Source organism: Salegentibacter lacus, from assembly GCF_020164555.1.
Lineage (GTDB): Bacteria > Bacteroidota > Bacteroidia > Flavobacteriales > Flavobacteriaceae > Salegentibacter > Salegentibacter lacus.
The window spans coordinates 15,092-30,466 of record NZ_JAIQZB010000008.1; the positions used below are offsets into that span (position 1 = coordinate 15,092).

At 36.7% G+C, this 15,375-nt stretch carries 15 protein-coding genes and 1 riboswitch; of the genes, 13 read left to right on the plus strand and 2 right to left on the minus strand.

Translation table 11 applies throughout. The annotated features are described in order from the left end of the window. Positions 1-13: 13 nt before the first annotated feature. From LB465_RS07775 to LB465_RS07790, 4 genes are read left to right on the plus strand one after another with little or no spacing between them, the layout of a single operon-like run. The gene (locus tag LB465_RS07775; RefSeq protein WP_224468938.1) at positions 14-625 is read left to right on the plus strand and encodes an LUD domain-containing protein; all 612 of its coding nucleotides are present in this window, start codon (positions 14-16) and stop codon (positions 623-625) included. Between the two features lie 3 nt (positions 626-628). After that, entirely contained in the window at positions 629-1,432 is an 804-nt protein-coding gene (locus tag LB465_RS07780; protein WP_224468941.1) for a phosphatidate cytidylyltransferase, read from the plus strand. After that, positions 1,422-2,078: a phosphatidylserine decarboxylase family protein gene (locus LB465_RS07785; protein ID WP_224468944.1), complete on the plus strand. Its 657-nt coding sequence runs from the start codon at positions 1,422-1,424 to the stop codon at positions 2,076-2,078. Before LB465_RS07780 ends, LB465_RS07785 begins: the two co-directional genes overlap by 11 nt. A 10-nt stretch (positions 2,079-2,088) precedes the next feature. Further along, positions 2,089-2,364 (plus strand): acyl-CoA-binding protein, encoded by a 276-nt coding sequence (locus LB465_RS07790; RefSeq protein ID WP_224468946.1) that lies wholly within the window; start codon positions 2,089-2,091, stop codon positions 2,362-2,364. Between the two features lie 28 nt (positions 2,365-2,392). Here LB465_RS07790 and LB465_RS07795 read toward each other — a convergent pair whose 3' ends face one another. Continuing rightward, positions 2,393-5,023 (minus strand): valine--tRNA ligase, encoded by a 2,631-nt coding sequence (locus LB465_RS07795; RefSeq protein ID WP_224468948.1) that lies wholly within the window; start codon positions 5,021-5,023, stop codon positions 2,393-2,395. Positions 5,024-5,157: 134 nt separating this feature from the next. On the opposite strand from LB465_RS07795, the gene LB465_RS07800 reads away from it, so the two are divergent. From LB465_RS07800 to murB, 3 genes are all read left to right on the plus strand, one after another. Continuing rightward, positions 5,158-5,547: a DUF1573 domain-containing protein gene (locus tag LB465_RS07800; RefSeq protein WP_224468951.1), complete on the plus strand. Its 390-nt coding sequence runs from the start codon at positions 5,158-5,160 to the stop codon at positions 5,545-5,547. A 259-nt stretch (positions 5,548-5,806) separates the two neighbouring features. After that, positions 5,807-6,997 carry a pyridoxal phosphate-dependent aminotransferase gene (locus LB465_RS07805; protein ID WP_224468953.1) on the plus strand — a complete coding sequence of 397 codons (1,191 nt, stop codon included), beginning with the start codon at positions 5,807-5,809 and terminating at the stop codon, positions 6,995-6,997. A 3-nt stretch (positions 6,998-7,000) separates the two neighbouring features. Continuing rightward, positions 7,001-8,014, plus strand: coding sequence for a UDP-N-acetylmuramate dehydrogenase (gene murB, locus LB465_RS07810; protein ID WP_224468955.1), 1,014 nt, complete (start codon positions 7,001-7,003; stop codon positions 8,012-8,014). Positions 8,015-8,109: 95 nt separating this feature from the next. Continuing rightward, positions 8,110-8,197: riboswitch (TPP riboswitch) on the plus strand. 129 nt (positions 8,198-8,326) lie between these two features. Here murB and LB465_RS07815 read toward each other — a convergent pair. Beyond that, positions 8,327-8,944: a fasciclin domain-containing protein gene (locus LB465_RS07815; RefSeq protein WP_224468957.1), complete on the minus strand. Its 618-nt coding sequence runs from the start codon at positions 8,942-8,944 to the stop codon at positions 8,327-8,329. A 235-nt stretch (positions 8,945-9,179) separates the two neighbouring features. On the opposite strand from LB465_RS07815, the gene LB465_RS07820 reads away from it, so the two are divergent. The 6 genes from LB465_RS07820 to LB465_RS07845 all read left to right on the plus strand — a co-directional run bounded on the left by LB465_RS07820 (position 9,180) and on the right by LB465_RS07845 (position 15,298). Further along, a complete protein-coding gene (locus tag LB465_RS07820; protein ID WP_224468959.1) occupies positions 9,180-9,386 on the plus strand; it encodes a membrane or secreted protein in 207 nt (68 codons plus the stop codon). Between the two features lie 5 nt (positions 9,387-9,391). After that, positions 9,392-10,495, plus strand: coding sequence for a glycosyltransferase (locus LB465_RS07825; protein ID WP_224468961.1), 1,104 nt, complete (start codon positions 9,392-9,394; stop codon positions 10,493-10,495). Further along, positions 10,486-11,058, plus strand: a complete 573-nt coding sequence (locus LB465_RS07830; protein ID WP_224468963.1) for an RNA polymerase sigma factor — start codon at positions 10,486-10,488, stop codon at positions 11,056-11,058. The genes LB465_RS07825 and LB465_RS07830 overlap by 10 nt, the downstream gene beginning before the upstream one ends. A gap of 73 nt (positions 11,059-11,131) precedes the next feature. After that, on the plus strand, positions 11,132-12,010 hold the full coding sequence (lipA, locus tag LB465_RS07835; RefSeq protein WP_224468966.1) for a lipoyl synthase: 879 nt from the start codon (positions 11,132-11,134) through the stop codon (positions 12,008-12,010). Positions 12,011-12,025: 15 nt separating this feature from the next. Then, on the plus strand, positions 12,026-13,033 hold the full coding sequence (gene gap, locus LB465_RS07840; RefSeq protein ID WP_224468968.1) for a type I glyceraldehyde-3-phosphate dehydrogenase: 1,008 nt from the start codon (positions 12,026-12,028) through the stop codon (positions 13,031-13,033). Positions 13,034-13,072: 39 nt separating this feature from the next. Further along, a complete protein-coding gene (locus LB465_RS07845; protein WP_224468971.1) occupies positions 13,073-15,298 on the plus strand; it encodes a response regulator in 2,226 nt (741 codons plus the stop codon). Positions 15,299-15,375 lie beyond the last annotated feature (77 nt).

Consider the following 15,375-nt stretch of genomic DNA (forward strand, 5'->3'; position numbering starts at 1 on the left):
CACCCAAAACTCTATGAGTCTATTTAGAAGATTTCTTAACCCTAAATCTAAATCAGACAAGCAGCAGGAATCTCCTGGAAAAGCTGAGCGGGGAAAATACATGCCAGAGGTAAAACTACCTACAGATGAGCGTTTCATGCTCAATTTTAAGAATAACGGCGGAAAATTTCTCTATTGTGAAGACAATAAAGAAATGCAGGAAGCTTTTGATAATATTTTGCTTGAAAACGATTGGTACGAAAAGGAATGTTTTTGTCTGGATCCCAATCTTCAGGACAAATTTAAAGGTTTCAACCTTACATTTACCAGATCTGGTGCTGCACCATTCTTTCTTTCCACCTGTGAATATTTGGTTTCCAACGATGGATCTATCCTAATTTCCTCCAACCAGATTAAAGAATGTAAACTCAACGATTTACCAGATAATTTTGTTATTATTTCTTCTACAAGCCAGTTAATAGATACTATTGGCGAAGGCCTTCGCGGCATTAAATTTAGAAACAAACAGCGAATTCCTTCTAATATCACTACCATCAAAAATTTTGAAACTCAAAAAGAAGGAGATTTTATGAGCTATGGAAGTAGTACAAAAAACCTATATTTGCTCCTGCTGGAAGATTTATAACACATGAGGGAAGCAATTATTAGAACTATTTCAGGATTGTTGTACGTATCCATATTGGTGGCCTCTATACTTTCTTCAGAATTAATTTTCATCAGTTTATTTTATCTTTTAGGACTCGTTTGTCTTGTTGAGATGCAAAAATTGCTGCATTTAAAAAGTTATGCGCTTTATGCAGTTCAGGCTTTACTTTTTTATCTCTTTAGTTATTTAAAATTCAATCAGGATGCCACCATCCTGCTTCTTTTCACAACCATTTTTGTAAACTTATTTCTAGTAAAAGATTTACTGGTGGTTAGAAAAATCCCGGTTTTTGAAAAGAAAAAGTACATCATTATAATATTCTACCTTATCTCATCGGTTATTTTTTTAACGCTTATTCCTACCATAGAAGGCGTATTTATACCAAAACTTGTGGTAGGAATATTTATCCTAATTTGGACAAACGATACTTTTGCTTATATTGTTGGTAAAAATTTTGGAAATAAAAAGCTCTTTGAACGCATTTCCCCTAATAAAACTGTAGAAGGTTTCCTGGGCGGACTTGTTTTTAGTGGTGTAGCCAGTTTTTTTATTTTTTATTACACCCAATTCCTCACCTTCCCAATCTGGCTGGGAATGGCTATAATACTTAGTATTTTTGGTACATTGGGCGATCTTATTCAATCAAAATTTAAACGACAAGCCGGTGTAAAAGACAGCGGAAGTTTAATGCCGGGTCACGGCGGATTGTTTGATAGATTAGACAGTATTATTTTTTCGAGCCCATTTGTATATGCTTATCTCTATATTCTAGATTATGTTTCATAAAGAAGGTTATAAAATTATGGCGTTGGCAGCTTTGCTGTTTATCGCAATAAACGCAGTTTCATATTCGTTAATAAATACATACTGGATAAAATTTACTATCCTGGTGTTGACGATAATATTATTTTTATTGGTCATCCAGTTCTTTAGAAATCCTAAACGGAAAACTGATTTAAACGATGCCACTGTGGTAGCTCCGGTAGATGGTAAAGTTGTCGCGATAGAAGAAGTTGAAGAAAAAGAATACTTTAAAGACAAACGGCTTCAGGTTTCTATTTTTATGTCACCCATAAATGTACACGTAACCAGACATCCTGTGGGAGGGAAAGTAAAATACAGTAAATATCATCCTGGGAAATTTTTGGTTGCCTGGCATCCAAAGTCCAGTGAAGAGAACGAAAGAACAACCGTGGTAGTAGCAAACGATATTGCCGGTGAAATTTTATACAGACAAATTGCCGGGGCAATGGCGAAAAGGATTGTTAACTATGCTGAAGTTGGCAATGATGTAATTCAGGGTAGTGACAGCGGATTTATAAAATTCGGTTCCAGGGTAGATGTATTCTTACCCTTACACACACCAATTTCGGTTAAACTTAACCAGAAAGTAAAAGGCGGGCTAAGTGTAATAGCCAAAATTGAAGAATAAGCAATACGTTATGCTTGAAACAACAGATGAAAAATTTTTAAAAGCCTATGACATGGCAAGCAAAACCAATCAAAAATTTGCGCCAGATGTCATGCTTCATTTCTACGCCTATTACAAAAAAGCCACCCAGGTAAACGGATTTTACATTCCACCTACCAACGAGGGCGATCTTAGAAATGCCTTTAAAATAAACGCTTTATTACAGGTGAAAGATCTAAGCAAGCAGGAAGCTCGCGAAAAATATGTAGAACTTGTAGAAAAACATATTGGCGAAGTAAATACTTAGTTACTCCGCCAAAATATCCCCTTTTAATTTATTTCAAACTTTCTAAACTTGCTTTAATCGCTTCTATTTTTGCTTCAGCATCAGCCTTTTTAGCTTTTTCTATAGCAACCACTTTTTCCGGTGCATTATTTACAAAACGCTCGTTAGAAAGCTTTTTCTCTACAGATTTTAAGAAACCTTCATTATATTTTAATTCTTCTTCCAGTTTTTCAATTTCAGCATCCACATCTATAGAACCGGCAATTGGAATAAAATATTCGTTAGATTTTACACGGAAGGAAAGTGCGCCTTCCACCTGCTTATCTACATAGCTAAAAGCATCTATATTTCCCATTTTCAAAATTACAGGATCAAATAATTCTGATGCCTTTTCATTATTCATCACCATAAGATCTATGGTGTTTTTGAATGAAATATTCTTTTCTTTCCTTATTTTTCTAATTCCCGCAATAACTTCTGAAGCCAAACCAAATTCACTTATTATTCCCTCATTGAAATCTTTAAGTTCAGGCCATTTTGCGATAATTAAAGCTTCAGATGCTTTTCTTTCGGTAATTTCCTGCCAAATCTCTTCGGTTACAAAAGGCATAAATGGATGAAGAATCTTTAGATTATCCTCTAAGATTTCAATTACAGCCTTGTAGGTTTTGGAATCCATAGGCTGCCCGTAAGCGGGTTTCACCATTTCGAGAAACCAGGAACAGTAATCGTCCCAAACCAGCTTATAAGTACTCATTAAAGCATCACTCATTCGGTATTTAGAGTAATGATCTTCAATTTCAGCAAGAGTTTTTCTAAATCTCGCCGTATACCAGTCTATAGCGATTTTAGAAGTTTCGTCTTGTTCTTTTTCTTCGGAAACCTCCCAACCTTTAACTAGTCTGAAAGCGTTCCAAATTTTATTTGAAAAAGCACTCCCCTGCTTACAGAGGTCTTCCTCGAACATTAAATCGTTTCCAGCGGGAGAACTTAATAACATTCCTACCCGAACACCATCGGCGCCATACTGCTCAATTAACCCCAGAGGATCTGGTGAGTTCCCCAGGGATTTAGACATTTTCCTACGCTGCTTATCACGAACAATACCGGTGAGATATACATTTTTAAAAGGTCTTTCACCTCGATATTCATACCCGGCCATAATCATACGTGCTACCCAGAAAAATAAAATTTCGGGGGCGGTAACAAGATCGTTGGTAGGATAATAATATTTAATTTCTTCATTTTCCGGCTCCAGGATACCGTTGAAAACACTCATTGGCCATAACCATGACGAGAACCAGGTATCCAGCGCATCTTTATCCTGAATTAATTCTTCAGCCTTAAGACTTTCATTACCGGATTTCTTACGGGCTTTTTCCAATGCTTCTTCTGCAGTTTCAGCAACTACAAAATCCTCTTTTCCGCTTCCGAAGAAATAAGCAGGAATCTGCTGTCCCCAAAGTAGCTGACGCGAAATATTCCAGTCGCGCACATTTTCCATCCAGTGCTTATAGGTATTCAGAAATTTATCTGGCACCAGGTTTATTTCGTCACCAACCACCGCATCAATTGCCGGTTTAGCCAGCTCTTTCATCTTTAAAAACCATTGATCGCTAAGTTTTGGTTCTATAACCGCACCGGTACGTTCACTGGTTCCTACCTTATTAATGTGCTCTTCAGTTTTGGTAAGCACACCCATTTCTTTTAATTCTTCTACAATTTCTTTCCTGGCCTGAAACCTGTCTTTACCTTCATAGTGCATTCCATGGGCATTAAGGCTGGCATCATCATTAAGGATATCAATTACCTCCAGGTTATGCTTATCTCCAAGCATTTTATCGTTCTCATCATGAGCCGGGGTTACTTTTAAACAACCGGTACCAAACTCCACATCTACATATTCGTCTTCGATAATTGGAATCACGCGATTGCAAATAGGCACAATTGCATTCTTACCTTTTAAATGCGTAAAACGCTCATCATTGGGATTAATACAAATTGCCGTATCTCCCAGAATAGTTTCGGGACGTGTAGTTGCGATGGTTAAAACCTCATCACTACCTTCTATCTTATAATTCAGGTAATAAAGATTTCCTTGTTTTTCCAGGTGAATCACCTCTTCATCAGAAAGCGTGGTTTTTGCTACAGGATCCCAATTTACCATTCGGTAGCCACGGTAGATAAGGCCTTTTTCATATAAATCAACAAAAACCTTAATCACGGAAGCTGACATGTTTTCATCCATCGTAAACTTCGTACGATCCCAGTCACAGGAAGCGCCTAGCTTTTTTAACTGCTCCAGGATAATTCCGCCATGTTTATGTGTCCAATCCCAGGCGTGTTGTAGAAATTCCTCACGGCTAAGATCGTTTTTATCAATTCCTTCAGCCTTTAATTTTGCTACTACTTTTGCTTCAGTTGCAATAGAAGCGTGATCGGTTCCCGGTACCCAGCAGGCATTATAGCCTTTTAACCTGGCTCTTCTCACCAGGACATCTTGAATAGTATTATTCAACATATGCCCCATATGCAAAACACCGGTCACGTTTGGCGGCGGAATCACAATGGTGTAAGGCTCTCTCTCATCTACTTCTGAATGAAAATACTTGTTTTCCATCCAGTAGTTATACCATTTATCTTCTACTTTTTTTGAATCGTATTGGGAAGCAATCGCCATATTGGTCTGGTTTTTGAAAATAAAGGCAAAAGTAAATATAACTTAAGGATTATAAAAGAAGTTGATTTGAATATAATTTTGAGTGTACATCATTTCAGCTTATCTTTACCTTTCGTTATTAAAAACCAGAAATTATGAAAAAATTAATCGCTATTGCCATTTTTGTTGTTGCCGGTTTAGGTACTGCAATGGCACAGGAAACAGCCAAAATAGAATTCAAGAGTGAAACTATCGATTATGGCGAAATAAAAAAAGGAAGTGACGGAATTAGGATTTTTGAATTTACTAATACCGGAAACGCTCCATTGGTGATTGCCAATGTGACTTCAAGTTGCGGGTGTACTATCCCTAAAAAGCCTGAAGAACCTATTCAACCGGGCGAAACCGGTGAAATTCAGGTGAAATACAACACCAAACTTGTGGGGCCAATTAGAAAAACGGTTACTGTTTATTCTAATGCTGACGAAGCTACAAAATCGCTTAAAATTAAAGGAAGAGTTATCGAAGACGATACCAGCCGTTAATTTTTAAGATGAAGAATTAAGAATGGCCGTTTGAAAAGTCTGTATAAACGTCATCCTGAACTTGTTTCAGGATCTAATATATTAGAAGTTGAAACAAGTTCAGCTTGATGTAAATAGAATTTTCAAACGGTTTTTTTACGCCTTAAATTTTAGAATTTTAACTTAAGGAATGCATATACAGGTTTAGCCAATTATAACCAAAAATAGGCTTAGAATCTTACAGGAATTTTGCATTTTTGCACTTATTAAAAACAATCTCATGCCAAGTATTTCAAACAAAGGGCGCAATATGCCCGAATCTCCAATAAGAAAATTAGTTCCTTTTGCTGAAGCAGCAGTAAAAAAAGGAAAAAAAATATACCAATTAAATATTGGGCAACCAGATATTGAAACGCCAAAAGCAGCTCTAGACGCGGTAAAAAACAACAATATCGATGTGCTCTCTTACAGCCATTCTGCAGGTTTTGAATCGTATAGAATCAAACTGGCTAAATATTATCGCAAGAATGATATCCCGGTAGATGCTGAAGATATTATCATCACCACTGGAGGTTCTGAAGCTTTGTTATTTGCTATGGGAAGTATTACCGACCCGGGAGACGAAGTGATAATTCCGGAGCCTTTTTATGCTAATTATAATGGCTTCGCAACGGCTTCGGGAGTTCAAATTGTTCCTATTAAAGGATCTATTGAAGATAATTTTTCACTTCCGGAAATTTCAGAATTTGAAAAATTAATTACCGATAAAACCAAAGCGATTTTACTTTGTAACCCGGGAAATCCAACCGGTTATTTATATACGCGCGAAGAAATTCAGCAGCTTGCAGATTTAGCGATAAAACACGACCTGTTTATTGTTGCCGATGAAGTATACCGCGAATTTGCTTACGATGGTGTAAAACATCATTCTATTATGAGTATTCCCGGCCTGGAACAAAACGCTATTATGGTAGATTCTGTTTCCAAGCGTTACAGTATGTGTGGCGCAAGAATTGGATGCCTGGTTTCCAAGAATAAGGAAGTAATGACGGCCGCGATGAAATTCGCACAGGCAAGATTAAGTCCGCCTACATTTGCACAAATAGCTGCAGAAGCTGCTTTAGATACCCCAGATGAATATTTTGAGGAAGTAAATAAAGAATATACCGAAAGAAGAAACCTTTTAATTGAAGGTTTGGAAAGAATTCCAGGCGTAAAAGTAGCGAAACCAAAAGGTGCGTTTTACTGTATCGCTGAACTACCTGTAGAAAATGCCGATAAATTTGCCCAGTGGTTACTGGAAGATTTTGAATTCAACAAGGAAACTGTAATGGTTGCTCCCGCTGCCGGATTCTACTCTACTCCAAATACCGGAATGAACCAGGTGCGAATTGCTTATGTTTTGAAAAAAGAAAACCTGGAAAGAGCCATAGAAATTCTTAAAATAGCCCTGGAAGAATACAACAAATAGGCTATGCAGGTTGCTGAAAATTTTTCGTTGAAAGAATACAATACTTTTGGAGTAGATGTAACAGCCAGGAAATTTGTTTCGGTGCACTCTACTGGAGAATTACGTGATGTTTTGCAGCAAACCTATGCTTCCGAAATTTTTGTTTTGGGGGGCGGCAGCAATATGCTTCTTACACAAGATATAGATAAAACCGTTATTCATATTGGCTTAAAAGGAATTGAACTTATTTCTGAAAGCCGTGATGATGTAGTTTTAAAAGTTGGTGCCGGCGAAAACTGGCACCAATTTGTTTTATATTGTATTGAAAAGGGCTACGGCGGGCTTGAAAACCTTTCCTTAATTCCGGGTAATGTTGGCACAGCACCGGTTCAAAATATAGGTGCCTATGGCGTTGAACTAAAAGACAGTTTTGAATCTTGCGAAGCTATGCGCATTCAAACGCTAGAAGTGGACACCTTTAGCGCCGAACAATGCGAATTTGATTACAGAAATTCTGTTTTTAAGAATAAACTGAAAGGAGAATATATTATTACCTCTGTAAATTTCAGGCTCAGTAAAAAAGATCACCAGTTAAGCACTTCCTATGGTGCGATCCAGGAAGAACTGGACAGACATAATATTGAAAAGCCAACGGTTAAAAATGTTTCTGATGCGGTTATAAGTATCCGTCAACAGAAATTACCAGATCCAAGGGAACTGGGAAACAGCGGTAGTTTTTTTAAAAATCCGGTTATTAAGGAAACTGAATTCAAAAAACTACAAAAACAATTTCCTGAAATGCCTTTTTATGCTTTGCAGGCAAATAACATTAAAATTCCTGCAGGCTGGCTTATAGACCAGGCCGGTTTAAAAGGTTACCGACAAGGAGACGCGGGAGTACATAAAAATCAGGCATTGGTTCTCGTGAATTATGGAAATGCAACCGGACAGGAGATTTTAGCACTTTCCAAAGAAATTCAGGATAAGATCTATAAGAAATACGGCATACAACTCGAACCGGAAGTAAATGTTATCTAATTCCAATAAGAATTTATTTAACTTTTGAATTTAAAAAAATATTATAATTGGCTTAATATTAGCATTATAACCCATAAAATATTCTTATATTTATAAAATCAATATCGGGGTGCTTAGGCTGAGAAATACCCGCAAAAACCTGATCTGGATAATCCTAGCGTAGGAAATATTGAATCTGAAAAGACTTCATTGTCTTTTTACGAGGAGAGCTTCATTTTCTTTAGGGAAAATGAAGCTTTTTTGGTTGAATATTTGCATAAAAAACCCGTCACAGAATTGACGGGTTTCCAATACTCTATAATTATTGTTGTTTTATGAAGCTTTCTTCATCACTACACCATCAATAAGGTGTACCATACCATTAGAAGCTTCAATATCTGTAGCGATAATGGTCGCTGTATTTCCATTTCCATCTTTAAGAACAATGTTCTCACCGTCCATCATAGCGGTAAGCTCTGCACCTTCCATTGTAGCGAAAGTTACCTCACCGTCTCCGTCTTCTATCATTTGACTTAGATCTGAAGCGGTAATTTCTTTATCTACTACGTGATATTTCAATACCCCGGCTAATTGATCTTTATTTTCACTCTTCATTAATTCGTCTAATGTAGCTTTATCAACTTTTTCAAAAGCACTGTTTGTAGGTGCAAAAACAGTAAAAGGACCTTCATCTTCAGTAAAAGAAGTGGCTAATTCTGCACTTTTTAGTGCGCTAACCAAAGTACTTAAAGAATCGGTCGCCATTGCTTTAGCTGCAATACTGTTAGATTCCATTTCCATACGCTCTTTCTCAGCTTCCATTTCGGCCTGACGCTCTGCTTCCTCCTGCTCCATTTGAGCTTTCTCTTCTTCTTTTTTCTTATTATCCTCACAAGAAGTAAAACTGAATGCAAAAACTGCCAATAGTATTAATAAAAATTTAGATTTCATAAATTTAGTTTTAGTGGTTTAAGCAATCTAATTTAGAGTCTAATATCGACATTTTGAGGCTTTTACGATTAAATTTTAGTTAAAGTATGTAAAGCTTATACTAATATACTCCGTAATTTTCCCAAACGTCATTTTATTGTTATTTTTGCAGTAGTAATAATATACCCGATGTTTTCGGGAATTATTTAAATAAAAACCTTGATCTAGAAAAAAGGTTTTAGTAAAAAATACAGCTATGCAATTATTATTAATAACAATTTTACTTTTAGGACTGGCTTTTGCCGGAATCGCCATCAAAATATGGGGAAAGAAAGACGGTAAATTTGCGGGAACCTGCGCCAGCCAAAGTCCATTTTTAAACAAAGAAGGTGAAGCCTGTAGTTTCTGCGGGAAATTACCCGATGAAATGTCTGATTGTTCTGGAGAAAAGAAGGCTAATTAGACTAAATGGCAACAATTCTACTGGGATTTTTCTTTTTATTTTCCTTAATCATTCTGGCCTATTATTTGGCCTTTTTCGCATTCGCAAGTGATAAAACAAAAAATCCCGGTAAAATGAACTTGCCGGTTTCGGTTATTGTTTGTGCTAAAAACGAAGCTGAAAACCTTAAAAACTTTCTTCCTCCTATCCTGGATCAGGATTATCCCTATTTTGAAGTAATAATTATCAATGATGCTTCGCAAGATGAAACTTTAGAAGTTATAGAGGATTTTCAGGCCCTCGATGGTAGGATAAAACTGGTAGATGTACAAAATAATGAAGCTTTTTGGGCTAATAAAAAGTATGCTCTTACCTTAGGAATTAAAAAAGCTCAGAATCCTTATTTAATTTTCACCGATGCCGACTGCGCTCCGCAAAGCCAAAATTGGATTACCCATATGGCTGCTGGGTTTCAGGAAGAAAAAAGTATCGTATTAGGTTATGGCGGTTATTTTAAAAACAGCAAGTCTTTACTTAACAAACTTATTCGCTTTGAAACCTTGCTTACGGCTATTCAGTATTTTTCTTATGCAAAATTAGGAAATCCGTATATGGGCGTGGGCAGGAATCTTGCCTACACTTCTAAACAATTTTACGATCAAAAAGGATTTGCAAATCATTTGCATCTGCGTTCGGGGGACGATGATCTTTTTGTAAATGAAGGAGGAAACGAGTACAACACTTTTATCTGTCATCACCCCGAAGCCAGCACGCGAAGTGTTCCTAAGACCGATTTGAAATCCTGGTTTCAACAAAAAAGAAGGCACGCTTCAGTAGCCGGTTTTTATAAAACAAAAGACAAAGTTTTGCTGGGCTTATTTTATACTTCGCGATTCTTTTTCTGGATCTTATTGTTAGTTTTACTCGTACTTCAATTTCAATGGCAACTTGTTTTAGGTGTAGCGGGACTTGTATTGTTGGTACAGGCGATTGTCTACGCTAAATCGGCTAAAAAACTTCAGGAGACCGATGTAGTTTGGTTATTTCCGTTTTTAGAAGTATTTTTAATATTCACCCAATTTGGCATATTTATAGCAAACAGCGTTTCAAAACCTACGCATTGGAAATAAATCAGGAATTGCTACTTACCAAAATTAAAGCTGCCAAAAAAGGGAGTCAGTCAGCTTTTAATTATTTGCTTGATACTTTTTGGGATAATGTTTACGGTTTTCAGCTAAAAAAAACCGGTAACGCTTACGAATCTGAAGATATTACCATTCAAACTTTTTCCAAAGCTTTTAATAAGATCCATACTTTTGATGAAGATTATTCTTTTAGCACCTGGCTTATTGCGATTTCAAAGAATATTCACGTAGATATGATTCGGAAGCAAAAGTCTTCTATCAGGTCTCAAACAACTTCAGATCAAAATGAAAAAGTACATCGTATTGCCGATGAAACCCCTACTATTGAAGACAAATTAATTAGCGAACAGCATTTAGCGCAACTCCTTACCGATATTAAACAACTGAAGCCACATTACCAGGAGGTGATCAATCTTAGATATTTTCAGGAGAAATCTTATAAAGAAATCGCCGAGTGTTTGGATGAACCTATGAATAATGTAAAAGTAAAACTCCTGAGAGCCAAAAAGTTACTTGCAGGAATTATTGAGGATCGAAAATCGGTGTAAGTTATCACCGACTTAACGTTCTAATTTATGCAGTTCATTAGATTATTGTATCTTTGAAACCTAGAATTTTGCTATGAGTACAGACACTATAAGCCCCGTTAAAGAAAAGCCGAAAGCCAAACCAAAATGGCTAAGGGTAAAACTCCCAACTGGTAAAAAATATACCGAACTTCGCAGCCTGGTAGACAAATATGATTTGCATACCATTTGTACTTCGGGAAGTTGCCCAAATATGGGAGAATGTTGGAGTGAAGGCACCGCTACCTTTATGATTTTGGGGAATGTTTGTACACGTTCCTGCGGATTTTGCGGTGTAAAAACCGGCCGCCCGGAAACGGTAGACTGGGACGAACCCGAAAAAGTAGCACGTTCTATTAAAATAATGGGCATTAAGCACGCCGTGGTAACCAGTGTAGACCGGGACGATCTTAAAGATATGGGCTCTATTATTTGGGCGGAAACCGTAAAAGCTATTCGCCGAATGAACCCCGAAACTACTTTGGAAACACTAGTTCCAGATTTTCAGGGAAATGAACGTAACTTAGACCGAATTATAGAAGTTATGCCAGAAGTGGTTTCTCATAATATGGAAACAGTAAAGCGTTTGACACGTGAGGTTAGAATTCAGGCTAAATACGATCGTAGTCTTGAAGTACTTCGTTACCTAAAAGATCAGGGAATTAATAGAACTAAATCTGGAATTATGCTTGGCCTTGGCGAGCAGGAAGATGAAGTGATTCAAACCCTGCACGATCTTAGAAGTGTAAATGTAGATGTGGTAACTATTGGCCAATATTTGCAACCCAGTAAAAAGCACTTACCGGTTAAGCAATTTATTACGCCAGACCAGTTTAAGAAATACGAGGCTATTGGTCTTGATCTTGGATTTCGTCATGTAGAAAGTAGCGCTCTTGTTCGTTCTTCTTATAAAGCTCACAAACACATCGACTAAGTTTTCCTTTATTAAATGAATAAAAGCATCAATATTGCCATAAACGGTTTTGGCCGTATTGGGCGTAGTCTCTTTAGACTTTTAATCGAAAATGAAAGCATTAATGTTGTTGCAATAAACGACCTGGCTGATGCTAAAACCCTTGCGCATTTACTAAAATACGATAGTATTCACGGCGTTTCCACAGCTCAAATCTCTTCAGAAGGGAATAGTATTATTGTAAATGGCAATTCAGTTCCATTACTAAACGTTGCTCATCCACAAGATATAGATTGGAGTAAATACGAAGTTGACACAGTAATAGAAGCTACCGGAAAATTTAAGACTTCAAAAGATCTTCAGCATCATATTGAAAACGGAGCGAAAAAAGTGATTTTATCGGTTCCACCGGAAGATGAACAGATTAAAATGGTGGTGCTGGGAGTAAATGAGCATATTCTTGACGGCAGTGAGGAAATAATTTCCAATGCCAGCTGTACCACAAATAACGCCGCCCCAATGCTGAAACTTATTCACGAGAATTTTAAAGTAGAGCAGGCTTATATAACGACAATACACTCCTATACTTCAGACCAAAGTCTGCACGACAAACCACATCGTGACCTAAGAAGAAGCCGTGCGGCAGCGCAATCTATAATTCCTACCACCACAGGAGCAGCAAAAGCCCTAACCGGTATCTTCCCTGATATTAGCGACGTAATTGGTGGCTGCGGGATAAGAGTTCCCGTTCCCAATGGTTCTCTTACAGATATGACACTAAATGTGAGCAAGGAAACCAATATTGAAGAAATAAATGTAATTTTTAAGCAAGCCTCAGAAACTTCTTTAAAAGGAATTCTTAGTTATACCGAAGATCCTATAGTATCTATTGACATTAATAACAATCCGCATTCTTGTATATTTGACTCACAAATGACCTCGGTAATAGGTGGAAAATTAATTAAGATTATTGGTTGGTACGATAATGAAATCGGGTATTCCAGTCGTCTTGTCGATTTAATTTCTATCGTTAATGATAAATAACTATATTTATCGAGATAAGCGTTTAGCTGAATTTCCCGAATGAAGAACTTTACCTTTATACTACTTTTCGCATTTTGGTGCAATCTTTCGTATGCACTACAGTTAAATCACACTGAAGATACTCCGGTTGCAAATGACAAAATTCAGCAATTATTGAATGATGCTGAAGTTTCTGTAAATATGTTGGATTTTGATAATGCTATCGAACAACTAAATTCTTCCCTGGAACTTTCAAAATCAATAAACGACAAACGTGCTATTGCCCTTTCCAGTAGTATTCTCGCCAAACTTTACTATTTAAGGCACGATTTTGATAAAGCAATTACTGAACTACAACGGGCAATTTCCATTCAAAGAGAAATTAACGATCAGGAAGGTTTGGCTTATAGTTATGTGAATTTCGCCAAAATTTTTATGGCTCAACTCGATAAAACAAGAGCCGATCGTTATTTAAATCTCGCAGAAGAGATCTATCTAAAACTGGATAACGAAGTATACCTGGGAATCATAGATTTAAACCGGGCAATTATAGTTCTAAATACTGAAAATCAGCCTGGGCAGGCACTTAACCTTCTTCAGAGAGCAAAAAATAGAATCTCTGATTCTAAAAAACTATATGAAATTTCGCGACTTTACTACTATACTGCTCGTGCCCATTTAGAATTGGAAAATTACGAATTGGCCGAAGAAAATAGTAGAAAGGTTCTCGATATTGCTTATGCTCAAAATTTTGGTGGGATGATTATGACTGCCAATAATCTACTGAGCCAAATAAATGAAGAAACCGGGGATTTTGAATCTTCATTAGTCTTTCTTCAAAAAAGTTTTGCCCGTAAGGATTCTATTATTGCTATGAATAATGCAATACTCGCCGAAGAGATGAATGCTAAATACGGTGTAGATGCATTACAAAGCAGCTTAAACGAATTAAGCCTACAAAATGCAGAACAGGAAAGGAATTTAAAGGTTAATAAACTTACCACAATTCTTAGTGTGGCGCTTATTACTATTTTATCACTTTTAACCCTTTCCCTTTACAAGAATAATAACTTAAGGGCGCGCGCTAACGAACTGCTGCAAAAGAAAAATACTGAATTAACAAAGGCCAAAGAAAACGCCGAAAAAGCTTCCCTGGCTAAAGCACAATTCCTTTCTACCATAACCCACGAATTAAGAACACCCTTATACGCTGTAACCGGCCTCACCCATTTATTGCTGGAAGAAAGCCCTACCGAAAATCAGAAAGAACATCTTAATTCGCTTAAATTTTCCGGGGAATACCTGCTTTCACTCATCAATAATATATTAGATCTCAACAAGCTGGAAGCTAATAAAGTAGAGATTATGGAAGCTTCTTTTGATCTTAGAAAGCGAATATCAGATGTGCTGGTTGCTCTAAAAAATTCAGCCGATGAGAAAAATACCGAAATTCATTTTAATTACGATGATTCTATTCCGCAGGAACTAAAAGGAGATCCTTTAAAAATTTCCCAGATTCTTATAAACCTAATCGGAAACTCTATAAAATTCACCGAAGACGGCGATATATGGATCAATGTTACTAAAAACAGCCGTGAAGGAAATATTGTTCTACTGGATTTTGAAATTAAAGATAATGGGGAAGGAATTAGTAAAGAAAAGCAAAAAGCCATTTTTGAAAATTTCACCCAGGGATCTACGCAAATTAACCGCAAATTTGGTGGTACTGGACTAGGCCTTTCTATTGTAAAAAACTTACTTAGTTTGCTTGGCAGTGAAATAAAGTTAGAAAGTGATCTGGGCAAAGGTTCTACATTTGCTTTTCAGTTAAAATTTGAAGCCAAAGAGGTTGAAAATATGCTTAACAATAGTCCTAGAATTGAAGATGAACCGGCAGAAGATAAATTAGAAGGCAAAAACATTCTTATTGTTGAAGATAATAAGATAAATCAAATGATTACCCGAAAGATTTTGGAAAAACATGGGGTTAAATGTGAAGTGGCCGATAACGGAACCATTGCCATAGAAAAAACCAAGGAAAAAGATTACGATCTTATTCTTATGGATATTCATATGCCTGGAATCAGCGGTATTGAAGCCACGAAAGAGATTAGAAAATTTAATTCTGAAATTCCTATAATTGCTCTAACCGCGGTAACTTTAGATGATAACCTCGAAGAATTCTTCTTGAATGGCTTTAGTGACATTATCCCTAAACCATACAAAACTGAAGAGTTCTTCCTTAAAATTAACAGGCAATTAGCTATTAAGGAAAACGCCGTTTAACCCTATGGCACGCACTTTGTAAATCCTGGGTTAATTGAATTATATATCGAAGAATAAACATATATAGTTTGAATTAG